21 protein-coding genes, 1 tRNA gene and 1 pseudogene are annotated in these 20,541 nt (G+C 45.9%); 3 read left to right on the forward strand and 20 right to left on the reverse strand.

The genetic code is table 11. From position 1 onward, the window contains the following. Nucleotides 1–46 precede the first annotated feature (46 nt). The 8 genes from yhbH to queG form a co-directional block, all read right to left on the reverse strand. A complete protein-coding gene (gene yhbH / locus M1E03_RS16615) occupies nucleotides 47–1,213 on the reverse strand; it encodes a sporulation protein YhbH (RefSeq protein WP_020450675.1) in 1,167 nt (388 codons plus the stop codon). A gap of 166 nt (nucleotides 1,214–1,379) precedes the next feature. Beyond that, nucleotides 1,380–3,275 carry a serine/threonine protein kinase PrkA gene (gene prkA, locus M1E03_RS16620; protein WP_026580010.1) on the reverse strand — a complete coding sequence of 632 codons (1,896 nt, stop codon included), beginning with the start codon at nucleotides 3,273–3,275 and terminating at the stop codon, nucleotides 1,380–1,382. Between the two features lie 396 nt (nucleotides 3,276–3,671). Continuing rightward, nucleotides 3,672–4,373 carry a hypothetical protein gene (locus M1E03_RS16625; RefSeq protein WP_020450673.1) on the reverse strand — a complete coding sequence of 234 codons (702 nt, stop codon included), beginning with the start codon at nucleotides 4,371–4,373 and terminating at the stop codon, nucleotides 3,672–3,674. A gap of 14 nt (nucleotides 4,374–4,387) precedes the next feature. Beyond that, on the reverse strand, nucleotides 4,388–5,098 hold the full coding sequence (locus tag M1E03_RS16630) for a polymer-forming cytoskeletal protein (RefSeq protein WP_025811860.1): 711 nt from the start codon (nucleotides 5,096–5,098) through the stop codon (nucleotides 4,388–4,390). Between the two features lie 15 nt (nucleotides 5,099–5,113). Next, nucleotides 5,114–5,728: a YhbD family protein gene (locus M1E03_RS16635; RefSeq protein WP_025811862.1), complete on the reverse strand. Its 615-nt coding sequence runs from the start codon at nucleotides 5,726–5,728 to the stop codon at nucleotides 5,114–5,116. 99 nt (nucleotides 5,729–5,827) lie between these two features. Next, a complete protein-coding gene (gene trmL, locus M1E03_RS16640; RefSeq protein WP_020450670.1) occupies nucleotides 5,828–6,301 on the reverse strand; it encodes a tRNA (uridine(34)/cytosine(34)/5-carboxymethylaminomethyluridine(34)-2'-O)-methyltransferase TrmL in 474 nt (157 codons plus the stop codon). Nucleotides 6,302–6,348: 47 nt separating this feature from the next. Beyond that, nucleotides 6,349–7,251, reverse strand: coding sequence for an amidase domain-containing protein (locus M1E03_RS16645; RefSeq protein ID WP_458110528.1), 903 nt, complete (start codon nucleotides 7,249–7,251; stop codon nucleotides 6,349–6,351). Between the two features lie 63 nt (nucleotides 7,252–7,314). Continuing rightward, the gene (queG, locus tag M1E03_RS16650) at nucleotides 7,315–8,463 is read right to left on the reverse strand and encodes a tRNA epoxyqueuosine(34) reductase QueG (RefSeq protein ID WP_020450668.1); all 1,149 of its coding nucleotides are present in this window, start codon (nucleotides 8,461–8,463) and stop codon (nucleotides 7,315–7,317) included. 80 nt (nucleotides 8,464–8,543) lie between these two features. On the opposite strand from queG, the gene M1E03_RS16655 reads away from it, so the two are divergent. Continuing rightward, nucleotides 8,544–9,173 carry a hypothetical protein gene (locus tag M1E03_RS16655; protein WP_458110529.1) on the forward strand — a complete coding sequence of 210 codons (630 nt, stop codon included), beginning with the start codon at nucleotides 8,544–8,546 and terminating at the stop codon, nucleotides 9,171–9,173. Between the two features lie 108 nt (nucleotides 9,174–9,281). Here the strand turns inward: M1E03_RS16655 and M1E03_RS16660 are convergent. The 7 genes from M1E03_RS16660 to M1E03_RS16690 all read right to left on the reverse strand — a co-directional run bounded on the left by M1E03_RS16660 (nucleotide 9,282) and on the right by M1E03_RS16690 (nucleotide 13,554). Continuing rightward, nucleotides 9,282–9,355 (reverse strand) — tRNA-Gly (locus M1E03_RS16660). 143 nt (nucleotides 9,356–9,498) lie between these two features. Then, nucleotides 9,499–9,768, reverse strand: a complete 270-nt coding sequence (gene rpsN, locus M1E03_RS16665) for a 30S ribosomal protein S14 (RefSeq protein WP_023856470.1) — start codon at nucleotides 9,766–9,768, stop codon at nucleotides 9,499–9,501. A 106-nt stretch (nucleotides 9,769–9,874) separates the two neighbouring features. Beyond that, on the reverse strand, nucleotides 9,875–10,159 hold the full coding sequence (locus M1E03_RS16670; protein WP_011197680.1) for a hypothetical protein: 285 nt from the start codon (nucleotides 10,157–10,159) through the stop codon (nucleotides 9,875–9,877). Beyond that, a complete protein-coding gene (locus M1E03_RS16675; protein WP_020450665.1) occupies nucleotides 10,156–11,064 on the reverse strand; it encodes a PqqD family protein in 909 nt (302 codons plus the stop codon). The genes M1E03_RS16670 and M1E03_RS16675 overlap by 4 nt, the downstream gene beginning before the upstream one ends. After that, entirely contained in the window at nucleotides 11,054–12,523 is a 1,470-nt protein-coding gene (locus M1E03_RS16680; protein WP_144498047.1) for a hypothetical protein, read from the reverse strand. The genes M1E03_RS16675 and M1E03_RS16680 overlap by 11 nt, the downstream gene beginning before the upstream one ends. Then, nucleotides 12,489–13,235: an ABC transporter ATP-binding protein gene (locus tag M1E03_RS16685; RefSeq protein ID WP_020450663.1), complete on the reverse strand. Its 747-nt coding sequence runs from the start codon at nucleotides 13,233–13,235 to the stop codon at nucleotides 12,489–12,491. The genes M1E03_RS16680 and M1E03_RS16685 overlap by 35 nt, the downstream gene beginning before the upstream one ends. A 106-nt stretch (nucleotides 13,236–13,341) precedes the next feature. Further along, entirely contained in the window at nucleotides 13,342–13,554 is a 213-nt protein-coding gene (locus M1E03_RS16690; protein WP_020450662.1) for a hypothetical protein, read from the reverse strand. A 549-nt stretch (nucleotides 13,555–14,103) separates the two neighbouring features. On the opposite strand from M1E03_RS16690, the gene M1E03_RS16695 reads away from it, so the two are divergent. Next, nucleotides 14,104–14,310: a helix-turn-helix transcriptional regulator gene (locus tag M1E03_RS16695; RefSeq protein ID WP_035339153.1), complete on the forward strand. Its 207-nt coding sequence runs from the start codon at nucleotides 14,104–14,106 to the stop codon at nucleotides 14,308–14,310. Further along, nucleotides 14,307–14,765, forward strand: coding sequence for a hypothetical protein (locus tag M1E03_RS16700; RefSeq protein WP_025811868.1), 459 nt, complete (start codon nucleotides 14,307–14,309; stop codon nucleotides 14,763–14,765). The genes M1E03_RS16695 and M1E03_RS16700 overlap by 4 nt, the downstream gene beginning before the upstream one ends. A 34-nt stretch (nucleotides 14,766–14,799) precedes the next feature. On the opposite strand, the pseudogene ssuD reads toward M1E03_RS16700, so the two are convergent. The 5 genes and pseudogenes from ssuD to thiC all read right to left on the reverse strand — a co-directional run. Beyond that, nucleotides 14,800–15,927, reverse strand: a pseudogene (ssuD, locus tag M1E03_RS16705) (FMNH2-dependent alkanesulfonate monooxygenase); the annotation flags it as partial. 13 nt (nucleotides 15,928–15,940) lie between these two features. Next, nucleotides 15,941–16,777 carry an ABC transporter permease gene (locus tag M1E03_RS16710; protein ID WP_023856468.1) on the reverse strand — a complete coding sequence of 279 codons (837 nt, stop codon included), beginning with the start codon at nucleotides 16,775–16,777 and terminating at the stop codon, nucleotides 15,941–15,943. Beyond that, nucleotides 16,774–17,742 (reverse strand): aliphatic sulfonate ABC transporter substrate-binding protein, encoded by a 969-nt coding sequence (locus M1E03_RS16715; protein ID WP_458110810.1) that lies wholly within the window; start codon nucleotides 17,740–17,742, stop codon nucleotides 16,774–16,776. Before M1E03_RS16715 ends, M1E03_RS16710 begins: the two co-directional genes overlap by 4 nt. Before the next feature lie 41 nt (nucleotides 17,743–17,783). After that, a complete protein-coding gene (locus M1E03_RS16720; RefSeq protein ID WP_149169335.1) occupies nucleotides 17,784–18,551 on the reverse strand; it encodes an ABC transporter ATP-binding protein in 768 nt (255 codons plus the stop codon). A gap of 201 nt (nucleotides 18,552–18,752) precedes the next feature. After that, complete coding sequence (gene thiC, locus M1E03_RS16725; RefSeq protein WP_059231840.1) at nucleotides 18,753–20,528, reverse strand: phosphomethylpyrimidine synthase ThiC; 1,776 nt, start codon at nucleotides 20,526–20,528, stop codon at nucleotides 18,753–18,755. Nucleotides 20,529–20,541 lie beyond the last annotated feature (13 nt).

The following is a 20,541-nucleotide window of genomic DNA, read 5'->3' on the forward strand; positions in this document are numbered from 1 at the left end:
TTCCAAACAAAAAACCTCCGCTGCCGGAGGTTTCAATCGCGTTTTTTCATGTATATTGATGCCGTTCTTCATTGCTGAAGAAGCTCTTCAGAGCCTGAAAAACATCGGCTTTCTGTTTCAGCACATAATACTTGAATTTTTCGTTTTTAATATTTTTGTAGGCTGACATTAACGTTGAATGTCTGTTGTACTGGTTGACTTCGCCATAGCAAAAGATATTCGCTTTCTCCATAATCTCTCCGACAAGCTTAACGCAACGCGCATTGTCGGATGTCAAATTATCGCCGTCCGAAAAATGAAACGGATAAATGTTATAGCGTGTCGGATGGTATTTGTCTTCAATCAGTTCGAGGGATTTGCGGTATACAGATGAACAAATCGTGCCCCCGCTTTCCCCTTTCGAAAAGAAATCTTCTTCTGATACCACTTTGGCTTCAGTGTGATGGGCGATAAACTCAATATCGACCGTTTCATACTTTGTCCGTAAAAAACGTGTCATCCAAAAGAAAAAGCTTCGCGCCATATATTTTTCCCAAACGCCCATCGATCCGCTCGTATCCATCATTGCGAGCACAACGGCTTTTGATTCCGGCTTTACGGAGTCATTCCACGTTTTAAATTTTAAGTCTTCGGGGTAGATCGGATAAAATGAAGGTTTTCCCGTCATTGCATTTCGCTTAAAAGCGCTGAGCATCGTTCTTTTCTTATCGATATTACCGGTCAAACCCGTTTTGCGGATATCGTTGAACTCAATATCTTCGACAACGATATCATCCCGTTCTTTTTGTTCTAAATTCGGCAGTTCCATTTCGCTGAAGAGCGCCTCTTCCAAATCGATTAACGAAACTTCAGCTTCATAATAATCTTCACCGGCCTGATCGCCCGCTCCCTGGCCTTTGCCGGCGCCCCGTTTATCCGAACCGTCCCTTGCGACGATATCTCCTACCTCGCTGTCGCCGTCTCCTTGGCCGGCATGTTTATTTTTATCATAGTTATAGCGGATTTTATACTCATCTAACGATCGAATCGGAATTTTGACAACATCTTTGCCGTTGGACATAATAATGCTTTCTTCTGTAATCAGGTCAGGCAGATTGTTTTTGATCGCGTCCTGCACCTTTTTCTGGTGACGCTGTTGGTCATCATACCCTTTTCGGTGGAGGGACCAGTCTTCCTGAGAAATAATAAAATGGCCATTGTCTTTATGGGACATGAATTCCCCTCCTTATTGATAATCCCCTTAAATGGCTTCGGTTTATAGCCCTGCGGATGCAAGTCTAAAATGTTTATTGTTATCTTATGCAGGTGCAAATAACTTTTGACAAACAATTTTGAAAATGGGACAAAAGGACCCGCCCTTCTCCGGACGGGTCTTCAAGTTACCGGTTTAATAAGCTTCCTACATATTTTAAGAGTTCGTTTGCGCTAGTCGAGTTGTAGCCGTGCTCATCAATGAGACGGGCGACGACCTCGTTGATTTTCTTGAGCTGCTGTTCGTCCGGCGTTTTTGTCGATGTCGTGATTTTGACGACATCTTTCAAGTCTGCGAACAGCTTTTTCTGAATGGCTTCTCTGAGCCGCTCATGCGAATTATAGTCAAACCGTTTCCCTTTTCTTGCATAGGCAGAAATGCGAATGAGAATTTCTTCGCGGAATGCCTTTTTCGCATTTTCGGAAATGCCGATTTGTTCTTCTATTGACCTCATCAGCTTTTCATCCGGATTCATTTCTTCTCCCGTCAGCGGATCGCGAAGCTTAATTTTATTGCAGTACGCTTCGACATTATCAAGATAATTGTCCATCAGCGTTTTCGCAGATTCCTCATAAGAGTACACAAACGCTTTTTGGACTTCTTTCTTCGCCATTTCGTCGTATTCTTTTCTGGCGGCGGAAATAAAGTTCAAATAACGCTCGCGGTCTTCTGCCGAAATCGATGGATGCTGGCTAAGCCCTTCTTTTAAAGAACGGAGGACATCAAGCGCATTGATCGATTCCATGTTTTTGCGGATGATCGTCGACGAGATCCGGTTGATGACATAGCGCGGATCGATTCCGCTCATTCCTTCGTCAGTGTATTCTTTTTTCAAATCCTCGACATCGACAGAATTGTAGCCTTCAACACTCTCTCCGTCATACAGCCTCATTTTTTTGACAAGATCAATGTCTGACCGCTTCGGCTCTTTCAGCCTCGTCAAAATCGAAAACATCGCAGCCACTTTTAGCGTGTGCGGCGCAATATGAACATCAGACACATCGCTTTCAGCGACCATTTTTTCATAAATTCTTTCTTCTTCTGATACTTTTAAATTATATGGAATCGGCATGACGATAATCCGCGAATGGAGCGCTTCGTTTTTCTTATTGGATATAAATGAACGGTATTCGGTTTCATTCGTGTGGGCTACGATCAATTCATCCGCTGAGATGAGCGCGAACCGGCCCGCTTTGAAATTCCCTTCCTGTGTAAGCGATAAAAGATGCCAGAGGAATTTTTCATCGCATTTCAGCATCTCTTGAAATTCCATCATTCCTCTGTTCGCTTTGTTTAATTCTCCGTCGAACCGGTATGCGCGCGGATCGGATTCCGATCCGTATTCGGCAATCGTCGAAAAATCAATGCTTCCCGTCAGATCAGCGATATCCTGCGATTTAGGGTCCGACGGACTGAACGTACCGATCCCCGTCCGTTTATCCTCTGAAAAAAAGATTCTTTCAACCTTCACGTCTTCTATTCTTCCGCCGTATTCCTGTTCCAGCCTCATCATGTTCAACGGGGACAGGTTGCCTTGAATACGAATGCCGTATTCATTGTAAAAATCGTCCCGCAGATGCTGAGGAATTAGATGAAGCGGATCTTCGTGCATTGGACAGCCCTGAATGGCGTAGACAGCCCCTTCATCTGTAAGAGAGTATGCTTCAAGCCCCCTTTTCAGCATGGTGACCAAAGTCGACTTTCCCCCGCTGACAGGCCCCATCAAAAGCAGGATTCTTTTTCTGACATCAAGGCGCTTCGCGGCCGGATGAAAGTATTCTTCAACTAGGCGTTCCAAAGGCTCTTCAAGACCAAACAGCTCTTTGTCAAAGAAGCTGTATACTTTTTTCCCGTCTTTCTCTTCAATGCCGCTGTCTTTAATCATATTGTAAACGCGGGAATGAGCAGATTGCGCGACAGTCGGATTTTCCTTTACGATTTCTAAATATTCAGCGAAGGTTCCTTCCCATTTCAGACGCTGCTCTTCCTCTCTATACTGTTCAATCTTTTTTAATATATCCATAAGAACCTCCTATATGATGATAAATGCAAGGTGCCAAGTGAATCACTGTTACATTCAATCTATGCGGAGATGTCCCTTTAGATGCTTTTCATATAAAAAATGAAATGTACTTTCCTCGAATTGACAAGGATGGAGCAAACCATTCATAATAAGAGCAGAAAAGTTCCGTCCGCAAGTGCTCCTGCGGTACGGCTGATGGCATCGGTGCAGATGACAACAAGGGAATAAGGATGAGGAGGGATTTTAATGAGAACGTTGATCATGATGGGGGTCATCCTCGCGTTCCTCGTATCCATTTTTACTGCCGGATACGAAAGTAAACCCGGCAAATAAAATTCAAAGGAAAAAGGATGGCTCACTTTTGAAGCCATCCTTTTTTCGTAACATAACACTGTTTTATTCCTGTTGATCTTCATTTACTTCAGACTTAGGAGATACCCGGCAGCTGCTTTTGTATTCAACTTTCTCAATCTTGCATCCGGGCCCTATATGCACGCGGTTTCCCCTGACCATGCGGGCCTCCGTGTTTTCCAGGTAAATATCATCTCCTTCGATTGTCCCTGCTGAGAGAAAACCTCCGTTTCTATTAAACAAGAGCCCGCGTTTTTTGACAATCTTAATATGCGTGCCGCCGATATCGCCAATCGAACTGTTTCCGAACTTTAAGCCGATGTCAATCGCGCCGGCGTTCAGCAGACCCTTTACGTCCAAGCTGCCCGTCAGTGTAAAATCCTCTGCCTCACAATCGCCTCTTACGTTCAGTGCGCCTTTGACATCGCACGTTTCAGCCGCCATATTACCCCCGATATTGATAATGCCTTTTACGGCTGCATCGCTGATGTCGGCGTCCTCAGAAACATCCGCCGTCCCGTACACTCTGGCTTTGTCAGCTTTCAGCCTCCCCCGGATCTCTGTTTCCCCGTGTACACTAAAGCTTTTGATTGTCGCATCGCCTGACAATTCGCTTGTACCGTGTGTACTGAATTTTTCACATTCAATGTTTCCTGTGATCGTTCCTTCACCTCTGATGAGAACATGATGGAATGATCCGCCTCCGGCATTTCCGGAGCCGTGTATTTTCAAGTCGTGTTTCTTCATGTCCTATCCCTCCGCTATATTTTCCTCTTCTCTCCGACTTTTGCCGTTTCCGCCACCCGGATATCTTCCTTATACTCAATCAGGTCGATGTCGCAATTTTCGCCGATGATAACCGAATTGCCCCGGACAACTTTCGCGGCCGTATTGGCGAGTTCAATTTGATCCCCTTCAATCAGCTCGGCAGACAGTCTCGGAGGAGAAATAAGCGGCGTTAAAAACGAGAACAGCTTCGATTGATGTGCAGTGCAGACGATCCGCCGGCACCCGATTTCTTTCACTTTACTTTCACCGCCGTGAACCTTAATCTCAATTTGTTCCGCGTTTAAAAGCCCGTCGATTGTAAAATAGCCTTCCGCAGTAAAATGTTCCACTTCGCAGTCTTTGCCGATTGACGTTTTTCCGCGAACGATTGCTTCGTCGCCTTTCACATGTCCGCTAATGCCGGCATAGCCTAAGACTTTAAGCTGTTCTGCTTCGACATCGCCATCCACCTTTGCAGAACCGTCGATTCTGACCTTGGAAGCTGCGATTGCGCCGTTTAGTTTGGCGTGGCCGCTGATTCTCAGCTCCCCCGCTTTCACGTCTCCGTTTACAGTCCCGGTGCCGCTGCAGCTGAACCTTTCGCAGTCAATATCGCCGTTAATCGTTCCTTTGCCGTTTAATTCAACCGTTTGATACGTGCCTCCACCTGAACTGCCAAATCCGTTTATCAATAAATTCTCCATCTTTTGATCCTCCATTTACATGAATTTTGTTTTCAATTCTTCGCTGCTCGCTGCCAGATTGATGTCAGCGGCGACCTTGACTCCTTTTTCCAACACGATGCTGCCCTCGGTGATCAGACATGTTGCAATGCCGAGCTTCCGAAGCACAATCAGCCTCCCTTTGTTCTCCGCCTCGTGTGACATGATGACATCCAGCACCATTTTTCCTTCATCCAGGCTGATGTCGCCGGATTGGAGCAGGCCTTCCAGCACATAAGCCGCAAGCGCTTCTGTCAGATGAAATGGATCATCGCGCTTTCCGGTGCATTCTTCAAAAAACGTCATGACCGCTTGTGAAACGATGCCTTTTTCAAGCAGTTCCCCGCGGCTCGCGTTTAGTTCGGTCAGACCGGGCGAGAACATTTCCGCCATTTCATCAAGGGAAAGATTTTCTTTCATGCTTTGAATGGTTTCGATTCTTTTTAAAATGTCTTCCTTCGGAAAAAACGTTTCTTGTCCGGTGAACGTCGATTTCCGGATAAACCACTCTTCCGGTATTAAATTTTTCCGTTTCCATCTATAGAGCTGCCCGTATGAGATCGAAGTCAAATCCAGCAGCTCTTTTTTTGAAATTAAATCATCCTGAACCATCTGTTTCAGCTCCTTTACACACATTGTAACATAACACTGTTACATTAGAAAGTAAAAAAAAGAACCCTCTGTTAAAAAGGGCTCTTTTCCTGATAAAGCTTAAGTCAAATCTCTGTAATTCTGCTGGCGAAGCGCCTCGTACACGAGGATTGCTGCAGTATTTGATAAGTTCAGTGATCTGACATGCTCTGTCATCGGCAGGCGCAGACAGCGATCCATGTTTTGTTCGATCAGCTCTTTCGGCAAGCCGTTCGTCTCTCTTCCGAAGACAAAGAAGTGATCTTCGTTTTGATCTGAATAATCAAATGAAGTGTGCGGTTTTTGACCGAATTTTGTAATGAAGAAAAAACGGCCGTCAGGATGGGCATTAAACAATTCGTCCAATGAGTCGTGGTAGACGACATTGACGAATTCCCAATAATCAAGACCTGCCCGCTTGAGCATTTTATCGTCGGTTGAAAAACCGAGCGGTCTGATTAAATGAAGCGTTGTATCTGTTGCTGCACAAGTCCGTGCGATATTTCCTGTGTTTGCAGGAATTTCTGGTTGATATAGTACGACATGCAATGCCAAAAGTATTCACCTCTGTTTTTCTGATCCGCTGTTTATTATACCACTCATTACGATTTTGTCGTATCATCTGATATATGAAAAAACGCATATCGAATCGATGAAGTATAAGCAGGCGAATCCTCGTAAGACCAGTACCTCATCCGGCAGTCGTGCGTTTGCGCGTTCACCAGCGGCATATTGCTTTTATCCTTTGCCGTCACAAGAGCCACGTGGTCAAATCTTCCGTCTCCGTTAAAATCATAGCAGATGACATCGCCTTCGATCAGCTCTTTCGCGGCCCGCTTTTGAACCGCTCGGAGGCCGGCTTTTGACTGCTTCAAAAAGGTTCTGAGCGAATGAGCGACAGTCCAGCTGTAACTCCAGGAATGGTTTTGCATCCACCAGCCTTTGCCTCTGTTCGGATAGCCGCGCATCGGCGCATCTCCCGCCCTTATGCACTGGGAAATAAAGTTTGTGCAATTGTCTTCAAAGTTTTTGTAAGCGGGATTTCGTTTATTCCAATACGTTTCTGCATAGCGCACCGCGGCCAGCCGGTCATAGCGGAACGCCCTTCCCAGCAATTCGCGCATCTCATCATCGCCGCTTTCAGGCTCAGGATAAGACTGTGCGGCCGGACGCGGGGCCTTGGAGTCTTTGATGACCATCTGATCATACAAAATGGCGCTTCTGTCTTCAATATGTTCTTCCATATACATATCATCCCCGTCTTTGCACAAGTATGCGGTATGGGTTTGATAGTTCACATGCGACGCGCCGTCTTCATCAAGCCAGTGCTCTTTTACAGCTGCTTTCATATTGGCCTTCACGATCTGCACGCCGCGGTTTTGAAAAAGCCTCCGCTTCCGTTCAATGACTTCAAAACCCCCGGCATCCTGCCAGTTTGTTTCATCATTGCCGTTGATTAAGTAATGAAGTCTGGCTTTCAGGAGCTGCTCGATGATCTGTTTCAAGGGCTACACCACCATATGTTTGTTAATTCATTTCTCATCATTAAACATATGTCAGGACAGCCCTCAATTAGTCGCACTCGTTTCTTTTAAAAGGCCGATGCCTTTTTGGATTTCAGCTTTTGCTTCTTCATCCTGCTCGTGCGCGAGCGCGCGCTCCAATTCACCCATCACATCCGCTCCGCCGATCTTTCCGACCGCCCATGCGGCGGTTCCCCTGATGACCGGCCGCGGATCTTTGTGCATCAGCTCAATCAGTTCAGGGAGAGCGTCCGTTTCTTTAAAATGGGCAAGTGCGATAATCGCATTTCTCTGAATCGGCTTTTTGCCTCTCCATGAGCCGGCCACGTGGCCGAACTTTTCTTTAAATTCGCGATTCGACATCGTCAGAAGCGGTTTTAAAAGCGGCTTGGCAATCTCAGGGTCCGGCTCCATTTCAGGATGCAGATGAAAATCGACCCCTTTATTTTTCGGGCATACCATCTGGCACGTATCACAGCCGTAGATCCTGTTCCCGATTTTCGTACGGAACTCGTCGGGCAGAAAACCTTTTGTCTGCGTCTGAAAAGCGATGCAGCGCTGGGAGTTGAGCTGCCCGGGGTTGACGAGCGCACCGGTCGGGCATGCCTCAATACATTTGTTGCATGAGCCGCATTGATCTTCGATTCTCTCATCAGGCTCGAACGGAATATTCGTAATCATTTCCGCCAAGTAAACGTAAGACCCGAATTCAGGCGTAATGATCATGCAGTTCTTTCCGCTCCAGCCGATGCCCGCGCGCTCTGCGACAGCTCTGTCCGACAGCTCACCGGTGTCAACCATCGATTTCGTTCTGACATCGCTGCGCTGCGCTTTCAAAAATTCTTCCAGCTGATCAAGCTTTTCCCGCAGAACATGATGATAATCCTTTCCCCAGGAAGCTCTGCAAAAGATGCCCCTCCGTTCGCCTTTCTTGCTTCTCGGCGCATCTTTCATTTTTGAAGGGTAAGCAAGGGCGATGGCGATGATCGATTTCGCCTTCGGCAAAAGCAGATCCGGGTTCGTCCGCTTTTCAAGATCGGGTTCTTCAAAGCCTGATTCATAGCCGAGGGTCCGGTTCTCAATCAATCGTTCTTTTAATGTTTCAAAAGTATCTGCACTGGCGAACCGGATTTTATCGATGCCGATTTCCTGTGCGAATTCGATGACATCCTGTTTCAGTTTTTTCACATCCATCGTGCAGAGCCTCCTTTCTTTGTTTTCGTTTTCGCTCTCTGTATAATAGAGTGTACCATGACACGGGAGATGAATTTAAATTGGAACTTCGTTTGCAAATCGCGCCTGCTATTTTAAACCGCATTCCTTCATTTAAGGTTGGCGCTGTGTTATATCAAGATATTGAGATCACCGGCTCCCCGCAAATGCTCAAAGGCCGGCTCCGCCTTTTTCAGGAATCGCTGTTTTTTGACTTTGCCGATCGCAGTCCCGAAGATGAATCGGCCGTTAAAGAATGGCATGATGCCTTCCGTGAGCTGAACCCGTCTTATTCAGGACGGGAAAGCGGACTCGAACGGATGCTGAAAGATATCAAAGAACAACGCTTTGTTGAGCCGGAAAATTCAGCGATTGATCTGAGCCGTTTTTTCTCCCTCAAATATTTGATACCGGTTCATATATATGATGCCCGGAAATTAAACGGTCCGATCAAAATCGAACCCGGCAGTCCCGGCGAGATCATCACGTTCTCCGATGATGCTGGAGCATTCGGCACGATCACCGGAAACCTCAGCCTTCATCATGCAGGAACGGATACAAAAGATGCCTTGCAGCTCGTCTTTTTCAGGCCCTCATTATCTATAGAAGAATCCCGCCGCCTGCTCGAGTCTTTAACAAAAATGTTCGAACAAATTCACGGCGGCGAACATATCTCAACCGTCTTTCCTTAAAAACCTGTTCTTAAAGAGAGCAGGTTTTTTACGATGATTTCATACATGAAAAAACGCAATGCTTCGTTTAATCTGAGAAACGAAACACTGCGTTATAAACAGTATGTATGGAGCGGGTGATGGGAATCGAACCCACGACATCAGCTTGGAAGGCTGAGGTTTTACCACTAAACTACACCCGCATATGATCTCTAAAAACAACATCATCGTTTTGACTTTTATTATGTTACACGTTTATTAAAATTTCGTCAAGGGTATATTAAAAATTTGTCGAAAAAAAGCCGCCGATATGAACATCGGCAGCTTTTTTCCGGACATTGACAGATTACCAGCTGGATTTCTTCACACCTGGTACCTGGCCTTTATATGCTAACTCTCTGAACGCGATCCGCGACATTTTAAACTTTCTCATATATCCTCTCGGCCTTCCGGTCACTTCGCAGCGGTTATGCAGCCTTGATGGCGCCGAGTCGCGCGGAAGCTTGCTCAAAGCTCTGTAATCGCCTTTTTCTTTTAGTTCTTTTCTGAGTTCCGCATATTGTTCAACAAGCTTTTGGCGCTTTTTTTCTTTAGCAATTTTTGATTTCTTGGCCACTCTGAGTATCCTCCTTCTCAATAAAGCGTAATGATTACGATTTAAATTTATCACAACCCGTCTTCCGATGCAAATAAAAAAAGCCTGCCTCAAGTAGCAAGCTCTTTTAAGATTCACCCTTTTTTTTCTGATAAATTGATGAAATCGCGGCCGTTATAATAAAAATGCCGATAAACAGCCCGATCATAATGAAGAAAAAGTTGGGCTTCACCTGGAATGAAAAAGCCGATTCGCTCTCCATGACAAACGACAAACTGTTAAACAGGATATCGTTGCTCGTTTGATTTGAAAAAAGATGATAAAACAAAAGCGCAGCCGCAAGCATCGGAAATGCGAGAAAGCTTGAGAAACTGGCAAAGATTAGTCCCTGCTTTAAAGAGTTTGTATTCATGATGATTTACCTCCAATTCCTCTGATCATCAGCTGTTTCATAATCGACTTTCCGTCACCCATAAACGGAAGCAGATACATCATATGCAGAGCATAAGTGGAAAAGAACAGAAGCATGCCGACCGAGACCGCGTTTTCCTGAAGAAAAAAGATCGTAAACAGCACGCCGGCTATTCCGAGCGCCCCTGGTATAAGCGGCCCCAACGCCGTAATCCAAATCGACTTTTTATCATACGGCGATATGACAGGCCTGATAAATTTGACGGACATCATATCAGCCGCTAAAAACCCTTGAGGCCCGTTTTTTCCGACAAATTTCCGGTGCGCGATGCCGTGCACCACTTCATGAAGTGCTGTGCCGGTGATCAACCCGAAATAGATGACGGAAAAATAAGCGGCAATGCTGATGATTGAACCGTCCGGAACGAAAATGTAAGCCGAAAGCGACAGCATCAAAAAGACGAGCCAGAAAACAATAATTTTCTTAGAAATCACATGAAGAAATTTCATATACAAAAACAGAAATGAATCAGAATCGCTTGAAAACCTTTCCTTGTAGCGAATATGGTACTGGCCGAAAAACTGATAGAGAAAACCGAGGAAAGACGGGCGTTCACCGTACTTCCAATTGATTAAATAGTTGCGGTTGAGCCCTGTCAGCAATTGGTGCAAATCCTTTAGCAACACCTCTTCACTGACGCGAAAGACGCCGGCCAGATCCCCGGCTATCTCCAGTTCGTCTTTTTTTCCGTCGACTTCTTTCAGCATTTGATAGGCTGTCGGATTGATGGGAAAATCCGCATCGAGATCACGATCTGAAATATGCTTCCGATCCAGCTTCACATGCTCTGGAAAATAGGGAATTTTTTTGATTCCGACCAGTGCTTTCAACATCCTAATGATCATAATGGTACCTCCATTTAAACCCTCCGTATAACAGCAGGATCAGCAGTAATTCGAGACACGGTATGAGAAACAGCAGCGCTTCGCCCGTGACTTTATCGACCGCATAATTCACGATGAAAAACAGCGGAATCATAAAGATGAGGAGCATTCCGAAAGAGAAGATCCCCATATAAGGGTTGTTGCGGTCAAGCGGAAAAATAATGCCCGCTAAATAGAACATCGCAATTGCGTTTAATAGCACGGCAATCGTCTTTACAAAGACCGCAAAGCTCTCAGGAAAAGTCCACGTCAACACGGAAAACAAGCAGAGTTGAATGAGGCCAAGCACACACAGCCCGAGATACTTTGACCACAAAACCGTTGTTATTTTCAAGTGCATCGCCTTGTACACCTGCATCATCCGCAGATCATTCCCATATGAATTGAAGGCGATGATGCCCGTCACGCCTCCAAGCACCAAATAGCTCTCCCCGGTAAATCCGAACTGAAATTTGTATTTTAAAAAGCATAGAGCCAAAAGTAAAAAAATGAAGTTTAAAATATTTTCTTCATTTCTGGCCTGTGATTTTATTTCTTTCACCGCCAAAGACAGCGGTTTTGACGACGGGATTTTAATAAATGAAAACAGTTTGGATGATTTTTTTTCAGTGAGGATCGGCACAACATTCAGCGACATAAACGAAGCAGTTACTGCGGCTGCCAAGATCAGCACCACCAGTATGATTCCGGCGCCTGCCGGCTGACCGTTCAGCACGAGAAACAGCGGCGCTGCAAAATACGTCAGATTATAATCAAAGGTTGAATAAGCGTTCTGAATCTTCCCCAGATCAAAAGAGGTGAATCCGTAAATAACAGCTAATACGACAAGAACAAACATTGAGAAAAATTTTTGCAGCGGAAAACCGAATTTCAAGATCACCATATACACCAGGTTATAAACAAGGTTGAGAAGCGAAAAGAAAAAAATGATCTGCACAAAAAGCAGGGCAAAAAACGTAAAAGCAAACCAAAAGCCTACACCGCTGGCGACAAAATTCGGAATCAGCAGAATAGACATGATAAACAGGACAAGGAATGAAACCGCGCCGGCAAACGGAATAAAATATCCGAGACTCCTCTCGAAAGCCGTCAGCGGGAACCAGCTCAGCTGCATGGAGAAGCTGTTCTGTTCAGGCGTCCTTACTTTAAATAAAATGAAGAAAACAAACGTAAAAATCGAGACGTTCATGAACATTGAAATCACGAACAACCCGAGTGAGCGAATTTCTCCATTCAGAAAAGCGCTTAAAAACATCCCCGTAAAGCTGTAGCCAATGATGCTCCCCATCGCAACCGCCAAAATTAAAAAAAGGGCGGCGATCATTTTTTTGGTGCCGGTATTTAAGAGCTTGCCCATTTCCTTCTGCCACATTTTCAGCATCATTTTAGAAATTTCGAATGATTTGATCAAAATGCGCACCCCTATCACTCAGCATCGAAGCTTTCAAGAACACTTCTTCAAGCGAATTACAGCTGTATTTAACCTTTAATTCTTTGACTTTTCCTTCATCCATCTTGACGCCTTTGGAAATAATCGCAATCTTATCGCACAATTCTTCCGCAGAAAGCATGTCATGAGTCGCAAGCAGTATCGATCCTTGTGTGGCCGCATAGCGCTTCATCAGCTTTTTCGTATTGATGACCGCTTCAATATCAAGCCCGCGAAACGGCTCATCCATGATGACAAATTCGCTCTCCAGCATAAAAGCAGCGATCAGCTGCGTCTTTTTTTTCATTCCGTGTGAGTACGTTTCAATCGGCTCCTGCAAAGCCTCTTTCATATCGAAAAGCTCAATTAATTGTCTCCGCTTTTCATTTGATGTACAATTATACATAGAAGAAACAAAATCCAAATATTCGGCAGCTGAAAGGGCATCCGGCAAAAGCAGTTCATCGGGAACATACGCCAGCTTTTGCTTGAATTCCGCCGTCGTGTTCTGCAGGTCATCCAAAAGAATGGTTCCTTCACTAGGCGTAATGATTCCTAAAATGGAATTAATAATCGACGTCTTTCCTGAACCGTTCGGACCCGCTATCGCGACAATCTGGTTTTTTTCAATCTTTATATGAAACCCGCTAACGGCAGTCACATTGTTTTTATATGTTTTAGATAGGTTATCTATAATAAACATAATGCCTCCAGGGTATGATTAATGTCAGGAAGACTTAACCGCCCCCCACAGACGGTTAAGCCTCATCAAATATGTCTCTTGTTGTGAACAGATACGTTAAGTATGGCTATTTCCTACATTCAATGTTGACTTTCAAACCGCTGACCCATTGGACGGATCCTGTGAAGCTGCCGTTTCCGTTAACTACACACCATACAGCGGCGCCAAGAACAACAGTTGCGCCAAGTGCCAAAAGCACTGCAACAAACACCAAGAACCAAGCCTGATCTTCGATCGACGGATTGACAGAATAGTCAACCTGAGGTGCTGCGTATGTCATTTTTCCCCCTCCTTTCTATCAAGTAACCAAAGAGTAACATATCCAAAATCATACTGAAATCTATGAAATTTCCTATTTCATAAACACTACGTTCCAACTATTTATTTAAGGATCTCGCGGTTTTTCAATCTAATGGCCCACGCTTTTCGGCTTGGAAGAGAAGATGAAAGCCCCGTTTCCACTTTATGATGTCTTTATAATCTTTTTGTCTTATTTCTCCTCCTTCTTTCTCTCTCATTTTTTCTTTTTATAAATCTCGTGTCTTTCAAGGATGTTAAGGAAAAAGAACCAGCTAATAAGACCCTCCTTCTCCTGAAATCCGAACCCCAAAATACCCCCAAAGTCCCTTTTTTCAAAAAGTGAGATAATTCTATTTTCTCTATTCCATTTCTGTTAATTTTATGTATAAATTTAAATGTTACAGTTAATAACCTGCCGATCCTAGATCAAAAGATGTTGATTACATTGTAAAATCAAGTTAACATTATGTCAAACCCATTTAACAATATGTCAAATATACTATATAAACGAAGAATTGCAGGTGGTAGGATGAACAACAGGGTTAGAGAATTGAGAGCAAGGTACGGGTATTCACAGGAAGCCCTTGCAAACGCGATCGGAGTTACAAGGCAGACAGTTGCGGCCATTGAAAAAGGCAATTACATCCCGTCGCTTCTTTTGGCTTTGAAAATTTGCGATGAATTTCAATTAAAAATGGAAGACGTATTTTGGTTAGAGGGAGGCAAACACGAATGAATATGATCACACGGACTTTCTTTCACATCCTTCTGTTCGGACTCGCATGCTGGACGTTTATAACCTTTTTTCACACATCGGAACAAATCGCCAAAAGCTTGAAAACAAACGCTTCAGAGCTCCATTTTGTTTTTAACCTGATTCCCATCCTTCTCTTTGGGCTCGCGCTTTCGATTTACACATACTTGGAGAAAAAAAGCGGTTCACGCAAGCAGCGCTTTATGCTCGTTCCTGACGAATTTAAAGAACAGGATGAAAGAGAACAGATGATTACCGCAAAAGCATGCAGAACATCTTATATCGTGCTGTATGTGGCGATGCCAGTCGCAGCGCTTCTATTGATCTTTTACCCGTTTTTCCAAGCCAGGATCCCGTATTTCCCGATCATCGTCATCTTTGTGCTGATCATTATTCAGCATCTTTCGTATATGTTTTCATTTTATAAAAACAGATAAAAAACTCCAGAATGTCTGGAGTTTTTTTATTTAAATCGTTTTTTTCCTTTTGCCTCGTCGGAAAATGGTCATTTCCGATGACTTCGCCAGACGCTTTTCTTTGAAGTTTCGGGCGAAACGGAAGGAGCGGAAAGACCTTTTCGGCAAAATGGTACGCTTCTTCAAGATGAGGATAACCTGAGAAGATAAAGGATTCGATGCCGAGGTCAGCATATTCTTTTATCCGGCAGGCCACCGTTTCCGGATCACCGACGAGCGCTGTCCCCGCTCCGCCTCTGACCAGTCCGATGCCCGCCCAAAGATTCGGGCTGATCTCAAGATTGGTTCTGTTTCCCTGATGAAGCTGAACCATCCTCTTTTGCCCTGATGAATCCGTCCGTTTCATCGCGTTTTGGGCTGCGGCAATCGTTTCATCATCCAAGTGGCTGATCAGTCTATTTGCCGCCTGCCACGCCTCTTGTTCCGTTTCTCTGACGATTACGTGCAGTCTAATTCCAAAACGGACGTTCCTCCCTTCTTTTTCAGCCTGTCTTTTGACAGATTGGATTTTTTCTTTAACGAGATGGGGCGGCTCTCCCCATGTTAAATAGACATCCGCGTGTTTGGCGGCAGTCTCCTGCCCGGCCTTTGACGAGCCCCCAAAATAGATCGGCGGATGAGGGTGTTGGGCGGGCGGAAAGAGTAAGCGGCCGTTTTCGGTCTTCAAGTGTTTCCCCGAAAAGCTGACAGTCTCGCCTTTTAAAAGCGACCGCCATATGTCGAGAAACTCATTTGTCGCTTCATACCGTTCATCATGGCTGATAAACAGGCCGTCGCCGGCTAATTCATACGGATCACCGCCGGCGACCACATTGATGAGGAGTCTGCCCTCTGCAAGCCGGTCGAATGTGGAAGCCATCCGCGCCGCAACCGACGGCTGCATCAAACCGGGTCTTACAGCGACTAAAAACTTCAGATTTTTCGTGACTGACGCCAGAGCGGCGGCGGTAATCCACGGATCTTCGCACGATCTTCCCGTCGGCAAAAGAACCCCTGTATACCCAAGCCGGTCAGCCGCTTGCGCTACCTGCTGAAAATAGGTGTGATCTGCGGCTCTGCCTCCCGTGTCTGTGCCGAGATAACGTCCGTCCCCATGAGTAGGAATAAACCATAAAATGTCCAAAAAGATCTCCCCTTTACTTTTGATTACCTTGATAGCTGTTTCTCCAGCCAAGGCACTTTTTCTCCAGAATTCTGACGAATGAATCCGTCAGCTTGCCGACGGCAGCGAAAATCAAAATTCCGACAAACACCTTATCGGTTTGTGAAAACTGTCTGGCATCCATAATCATATAGCCGACTCCCGCGCTTGATCCCATCAGTTCCGCAACAACAAGGCCTAGCCACGAAACACCGAGCGACAGGCGGATGCCTAAGAGGATGTTCGGAAGCGACGCGGGAAGAATCAGCTTAGTCACCTGCTTCAGCCAATGGAACTCCAATACTCTCGCCACATCGAACAGTTTCGAATCGACGCCCCTGATTCCTGAAAATGTGTTGATATATACCGGGAAGAAGGCGCCGAGCGCGATCAAGAGCACCTTTGACAGTTCGTCGAAACCGAACCATAAGATAAACAGCGGCGTGACGGCGAGATGCGGAACGGTTCTCAGCATTTGCAGAGAGGGATCGAGATAATCCTCGGCGATTTTTGAAAAGCCGATTACAAGCCCCAGCAGGAGCCCGAGTCCGGCTCCCAGGAAAAAGCCGAGCGCGGCGCGCTGAATGCTGATGCCTAAATGAGTGAAAAGCTCTCCTGATACGATGAGATCCCGAAATGTAAGCAATATATCTAAAGGAGCCGGAAGCACGGTTTTTGATATGAGCTCAAATGTCCCGACAAGCTGCCATAATAAAATCAATATCACAGGTAATACAATTCCCTTCCCCCATGCCAGCCGAAAAGCGGCCGGTCTCAGTTTTGCGCCTGCTTTCGGCTGGATCGAGGGGGTGCTTGATGAAACAGCCCTCATTTGTCATCTCCTCCTTTCAGCGCTTTTTTAATAAATGAATTGTCAACCACTTCTTTTACATCAATCTCTTTGTTAATCGCTTTTAATTTGAATTGAAAATCGGCAGTCTCCTGCTGCGTTTCAATAATGCGGTCTGTGATCGGCTCATTTAACGGTTCGGTGTTATTCAGCACGTTTTCAACGACCTTTTTGTCGAGATTTTTAATTTTCGCATACGCTTCAACCGCTTCTTTCTTATGGTTTTTATGCCATTTCACGGCCTTGTCATACACCTTCAGAAAACGGATCACCTCATCCGGATACTTCTCGGCAAATTCGCTTCGTACAAGCGTAAAACCCGGGGAATACTTGTCGATTTGTTCCCCGTCAACCAATATTGCCGCGTCACTTTTGATCGTTTTAAGGGACAAAAACGGCTCCCAAATCGACCATGCATCAATCGCGCCGCTGTCAAATGCCGGTATGGCTTCGTCAGGCTGAAGCTGAATGATGTTGACGTCTGTTGGCTCCAGACCTGCTTTATCGATCACTTTATACAGAAAATCGAACCCGCTGCTGCCTTTTGCCACCGCCACCTTCTTTCCTTTCAAATCTTTTATGTCATCGATGCCGCTCCCTTTTTTCACAAGAATGCCGTTCGCCTTTAAACCGTCTTGCGAAAGACCGATTTCTTTAAAATCAATGCCAGCCGCCTGCCCTGCGATCACCGGTGAATTTCCAACCTGGGAAAAATCAAGTTTACCTGCGGCAAGACCTTCAAACTGCGGCGGACCGCTTTGAAACTCTGTCCATTTCACTTGAATCCCTTCTTTTGCGAACTCTTTTTCAAACCAGCCTTTTTCTTTCGCAAGGAGCAACGGGCTTAAGCTTTGCTGCACTCCGATGTTGATCTCTTTTAAATCTCCGCCCCCTCCGCTTGATTGGGCTGCTGAACAGCCCGCAAGAAGCATCAGGCAGCCCAGCATATACAACGGCCATTTTTTCACGTTTTTCCGCTCCTTTCTGCTCAAATCCCTGAACCTTCCTGAAAGCTGAATGTTTCCGTTGTCTCGAATTCTTTCAGCACTTTTTGTCTGATTGATTGAAAAACGGGCGATGTTCTGCTGCGCGGAAATGGCAGATCGACCGGAATCAGCTTGTGGATTCTCCCCGGCTTTGCGGTAAGAATCGCGACCCGGTTGGCTAAATAAACCGATTCGTCAATATCGTGCGTCACGAGGATCATCGTCATCTTCTTTTCTCGCCAAATGTCTGTCAGAACATCCTGGAGATGCTTTCTCGTAAAGGCGTCCAAGGCGCCGAAGGGTTCATCAAGCAGCAAAATCTCAGGCTCCCTGAGCAAAGCCCTGGCAATCGCGACCCGCTGCGACATACCTCCGGACAGCTCGCGTGGATACTGTTTCTCCGCGCCTTTCAGCCGCACCGTTTCAATCAATTCATCGACTTTTTTTCGCACCGCCGGTTCTTTCAGGCTTAAATCTGCGGCGATATTTTGCTCGACCGTCAGCCATGGAAAAAGCCGATGCTCCTGAAAGATAAAACCTTGATGAATCCCCGGGTCCTTGATTTCTCTTCCGTTCATGCTGATTCGCCCTTCATAATTCCCGTCAAGACCGGCAGCGATTTTTAAGAGCGTGCTTTTCCCGCATCCGCTTGGACCGATGACAGTCAGAAATTCGCCGTTTTCGACCGTCAGTTTCACGTCTTGAAGCACGCTTGTTTTAAGGCTGCCGTTTCCAAATGCTTTTTCTTTTACACGAATTGATAAAGACATCCTGTTCCCCTTTCTTTTCTAAACTGAAAATAAAAAACTCTTATCCCAATTGAGATAAGAGCCTTCGGTTGACCGATCAGCGCTGATGAAATTTTCCGAAATATTAAACAACATACTAATTCATATTATTCCGACCTGTCAACCCCATATTATAAAAAAACAGATGAAAGGTTCCCCTTTCATCTGCAGTATTGCCCGTTTTTAACTGTAAATGCTGCCGCCTGCTTTTTTAAATTCCTTCGCCTTCTCTTCCAATCCTTTTTGAATAGCCTTTTGTTCATCAAGATCGTTTTCCTTGGCATAGTCGCGAATATCCTGGGAAATTCTCATACTGCAAAATTTAGGCCCGCACATTGAACAAAAGTGTGCCGTTTTGGCGCCTTCCGCCGGAAGGGTTTCATCATGGTATTCAAGCGCTCTTTCCGGATCGAGCGACAAATTGAACTGGTCCCGCCAGCGGAATTCAAAGCGCGCCTTGGAAAGCGCGTCATCGCGGATTTGCGCGCCGGGGTGCCCTTTGGCAAGGTCAGCCGCATGGGCCGCGATTTTGTATGTTATGACGCCTTCGCGGACATCGTCTTTGTTCGGCAGTCCCAAATGCTCCTTCGGCGTCACATAGCAAAGCATGGCCGTGCCGTACCAGCCGATCATCGCCGCTCCGATTGCCGATGTAATATGATCGTAGCCCGGTGCAATATCGGTCGTCAGCGGGCCGAGCGTGTAAAACGGCGCCTCTTTGCAAATTTCCATCTGCTTGTCGACATTCTCTTTAATTTTATGCATCGGCACGTGTCCCGGTCCTTCGATCATCACTTGAACATCATGCTTCCAGGCGATTTCCGTCAGCTCGCCGAGCGTCTCCAATTCGGCAAATTGGGCCTCATCATTCGCATCCGCAATCGAGCCGGGCCGAAGGCCGTCCCCGAGCGAAAATGCGATATCGTATGTTTTCATAATCTCGCAAATCTCTTCAAAATGCGTGTACAGAAAGCTTTCCTCATGATGAGCCAAACACCATTGCGCCATAATTGCCCCGCCGCGGGATACGATTCCAGTGACGCGCTTTGCCGTCAGCGGCACATACCGAAGAAGGACGCCGGCATGAATCGTAAAATAATCAACGCCTTGCTCAGCCTGCTCGATTAATGTATCGCGGTAAATCTCCCAAGTGAGATCTTCCGCGACGCCGTTTACTTTTTCAAGCGCCTGATAAATTGGCACAGTCCCTACAGGAACTGGACAATTGCGGATGATCCACTCCCTCGTTGTATGAATATCTTTACCTGTGGACAAGTCCATCATCGTATCGGCGCCCCAGCGGATGGCCCATGTCATTTTTTCTACTTCTTCTTCAATCGAAGAGGTGACAGCGGAATTGCCGATGTTGGCATTGATTTTCACGTGGAAGTTGCGGCCGATAATCATCGGTTCGCTTTCCGGATGGTTGATGTTTGACGGAATAATCGCCCGTCCGCTTGCCACTTCATCACGAACAAATTCGGGAGATACATGCTCTCGGATCGCGATAAATTCCATCTCGGGCGTAATGATCCCCTTTCTTGCGTAATGCAGCTGGGTGACATTTTGACTTTTTTTCGCGCGCAGCGGTTTTCGTTTCAACCCTGGATAGCTGTTGCTCGCTTTCTCTTTGCTTTTATAGCCGTTATCCTCCGGTCTGATTTCTCTGCCTTCATATTCTTCGGTATCGCTGCGCTCCCTGATCCAGGTCGCCCGCAAAGGTTTCAGCCCCTTAAGAATATCAACCTCTGCATTCGCGTCCGTATAGGGACCGCTCGTGTCGTAGACGCGGACAGGCTGATTTTCTTCGGCGCCAAATGAACCCGTCGTCGGACTTAGCGAAATTTCTCTCATCGGCACTTGAATGTCAGGTCGCGCCCCTTCGACATACACTTTGCGGCTCCCTGAAAAACTTGACATAATCGAGATGTTTTTTTGCTGTACTGACTCCTGTTTCATGTAAAAATCCTTC

The organism is Bacillus sp. PK6-013, assembly GCF_054161445.1.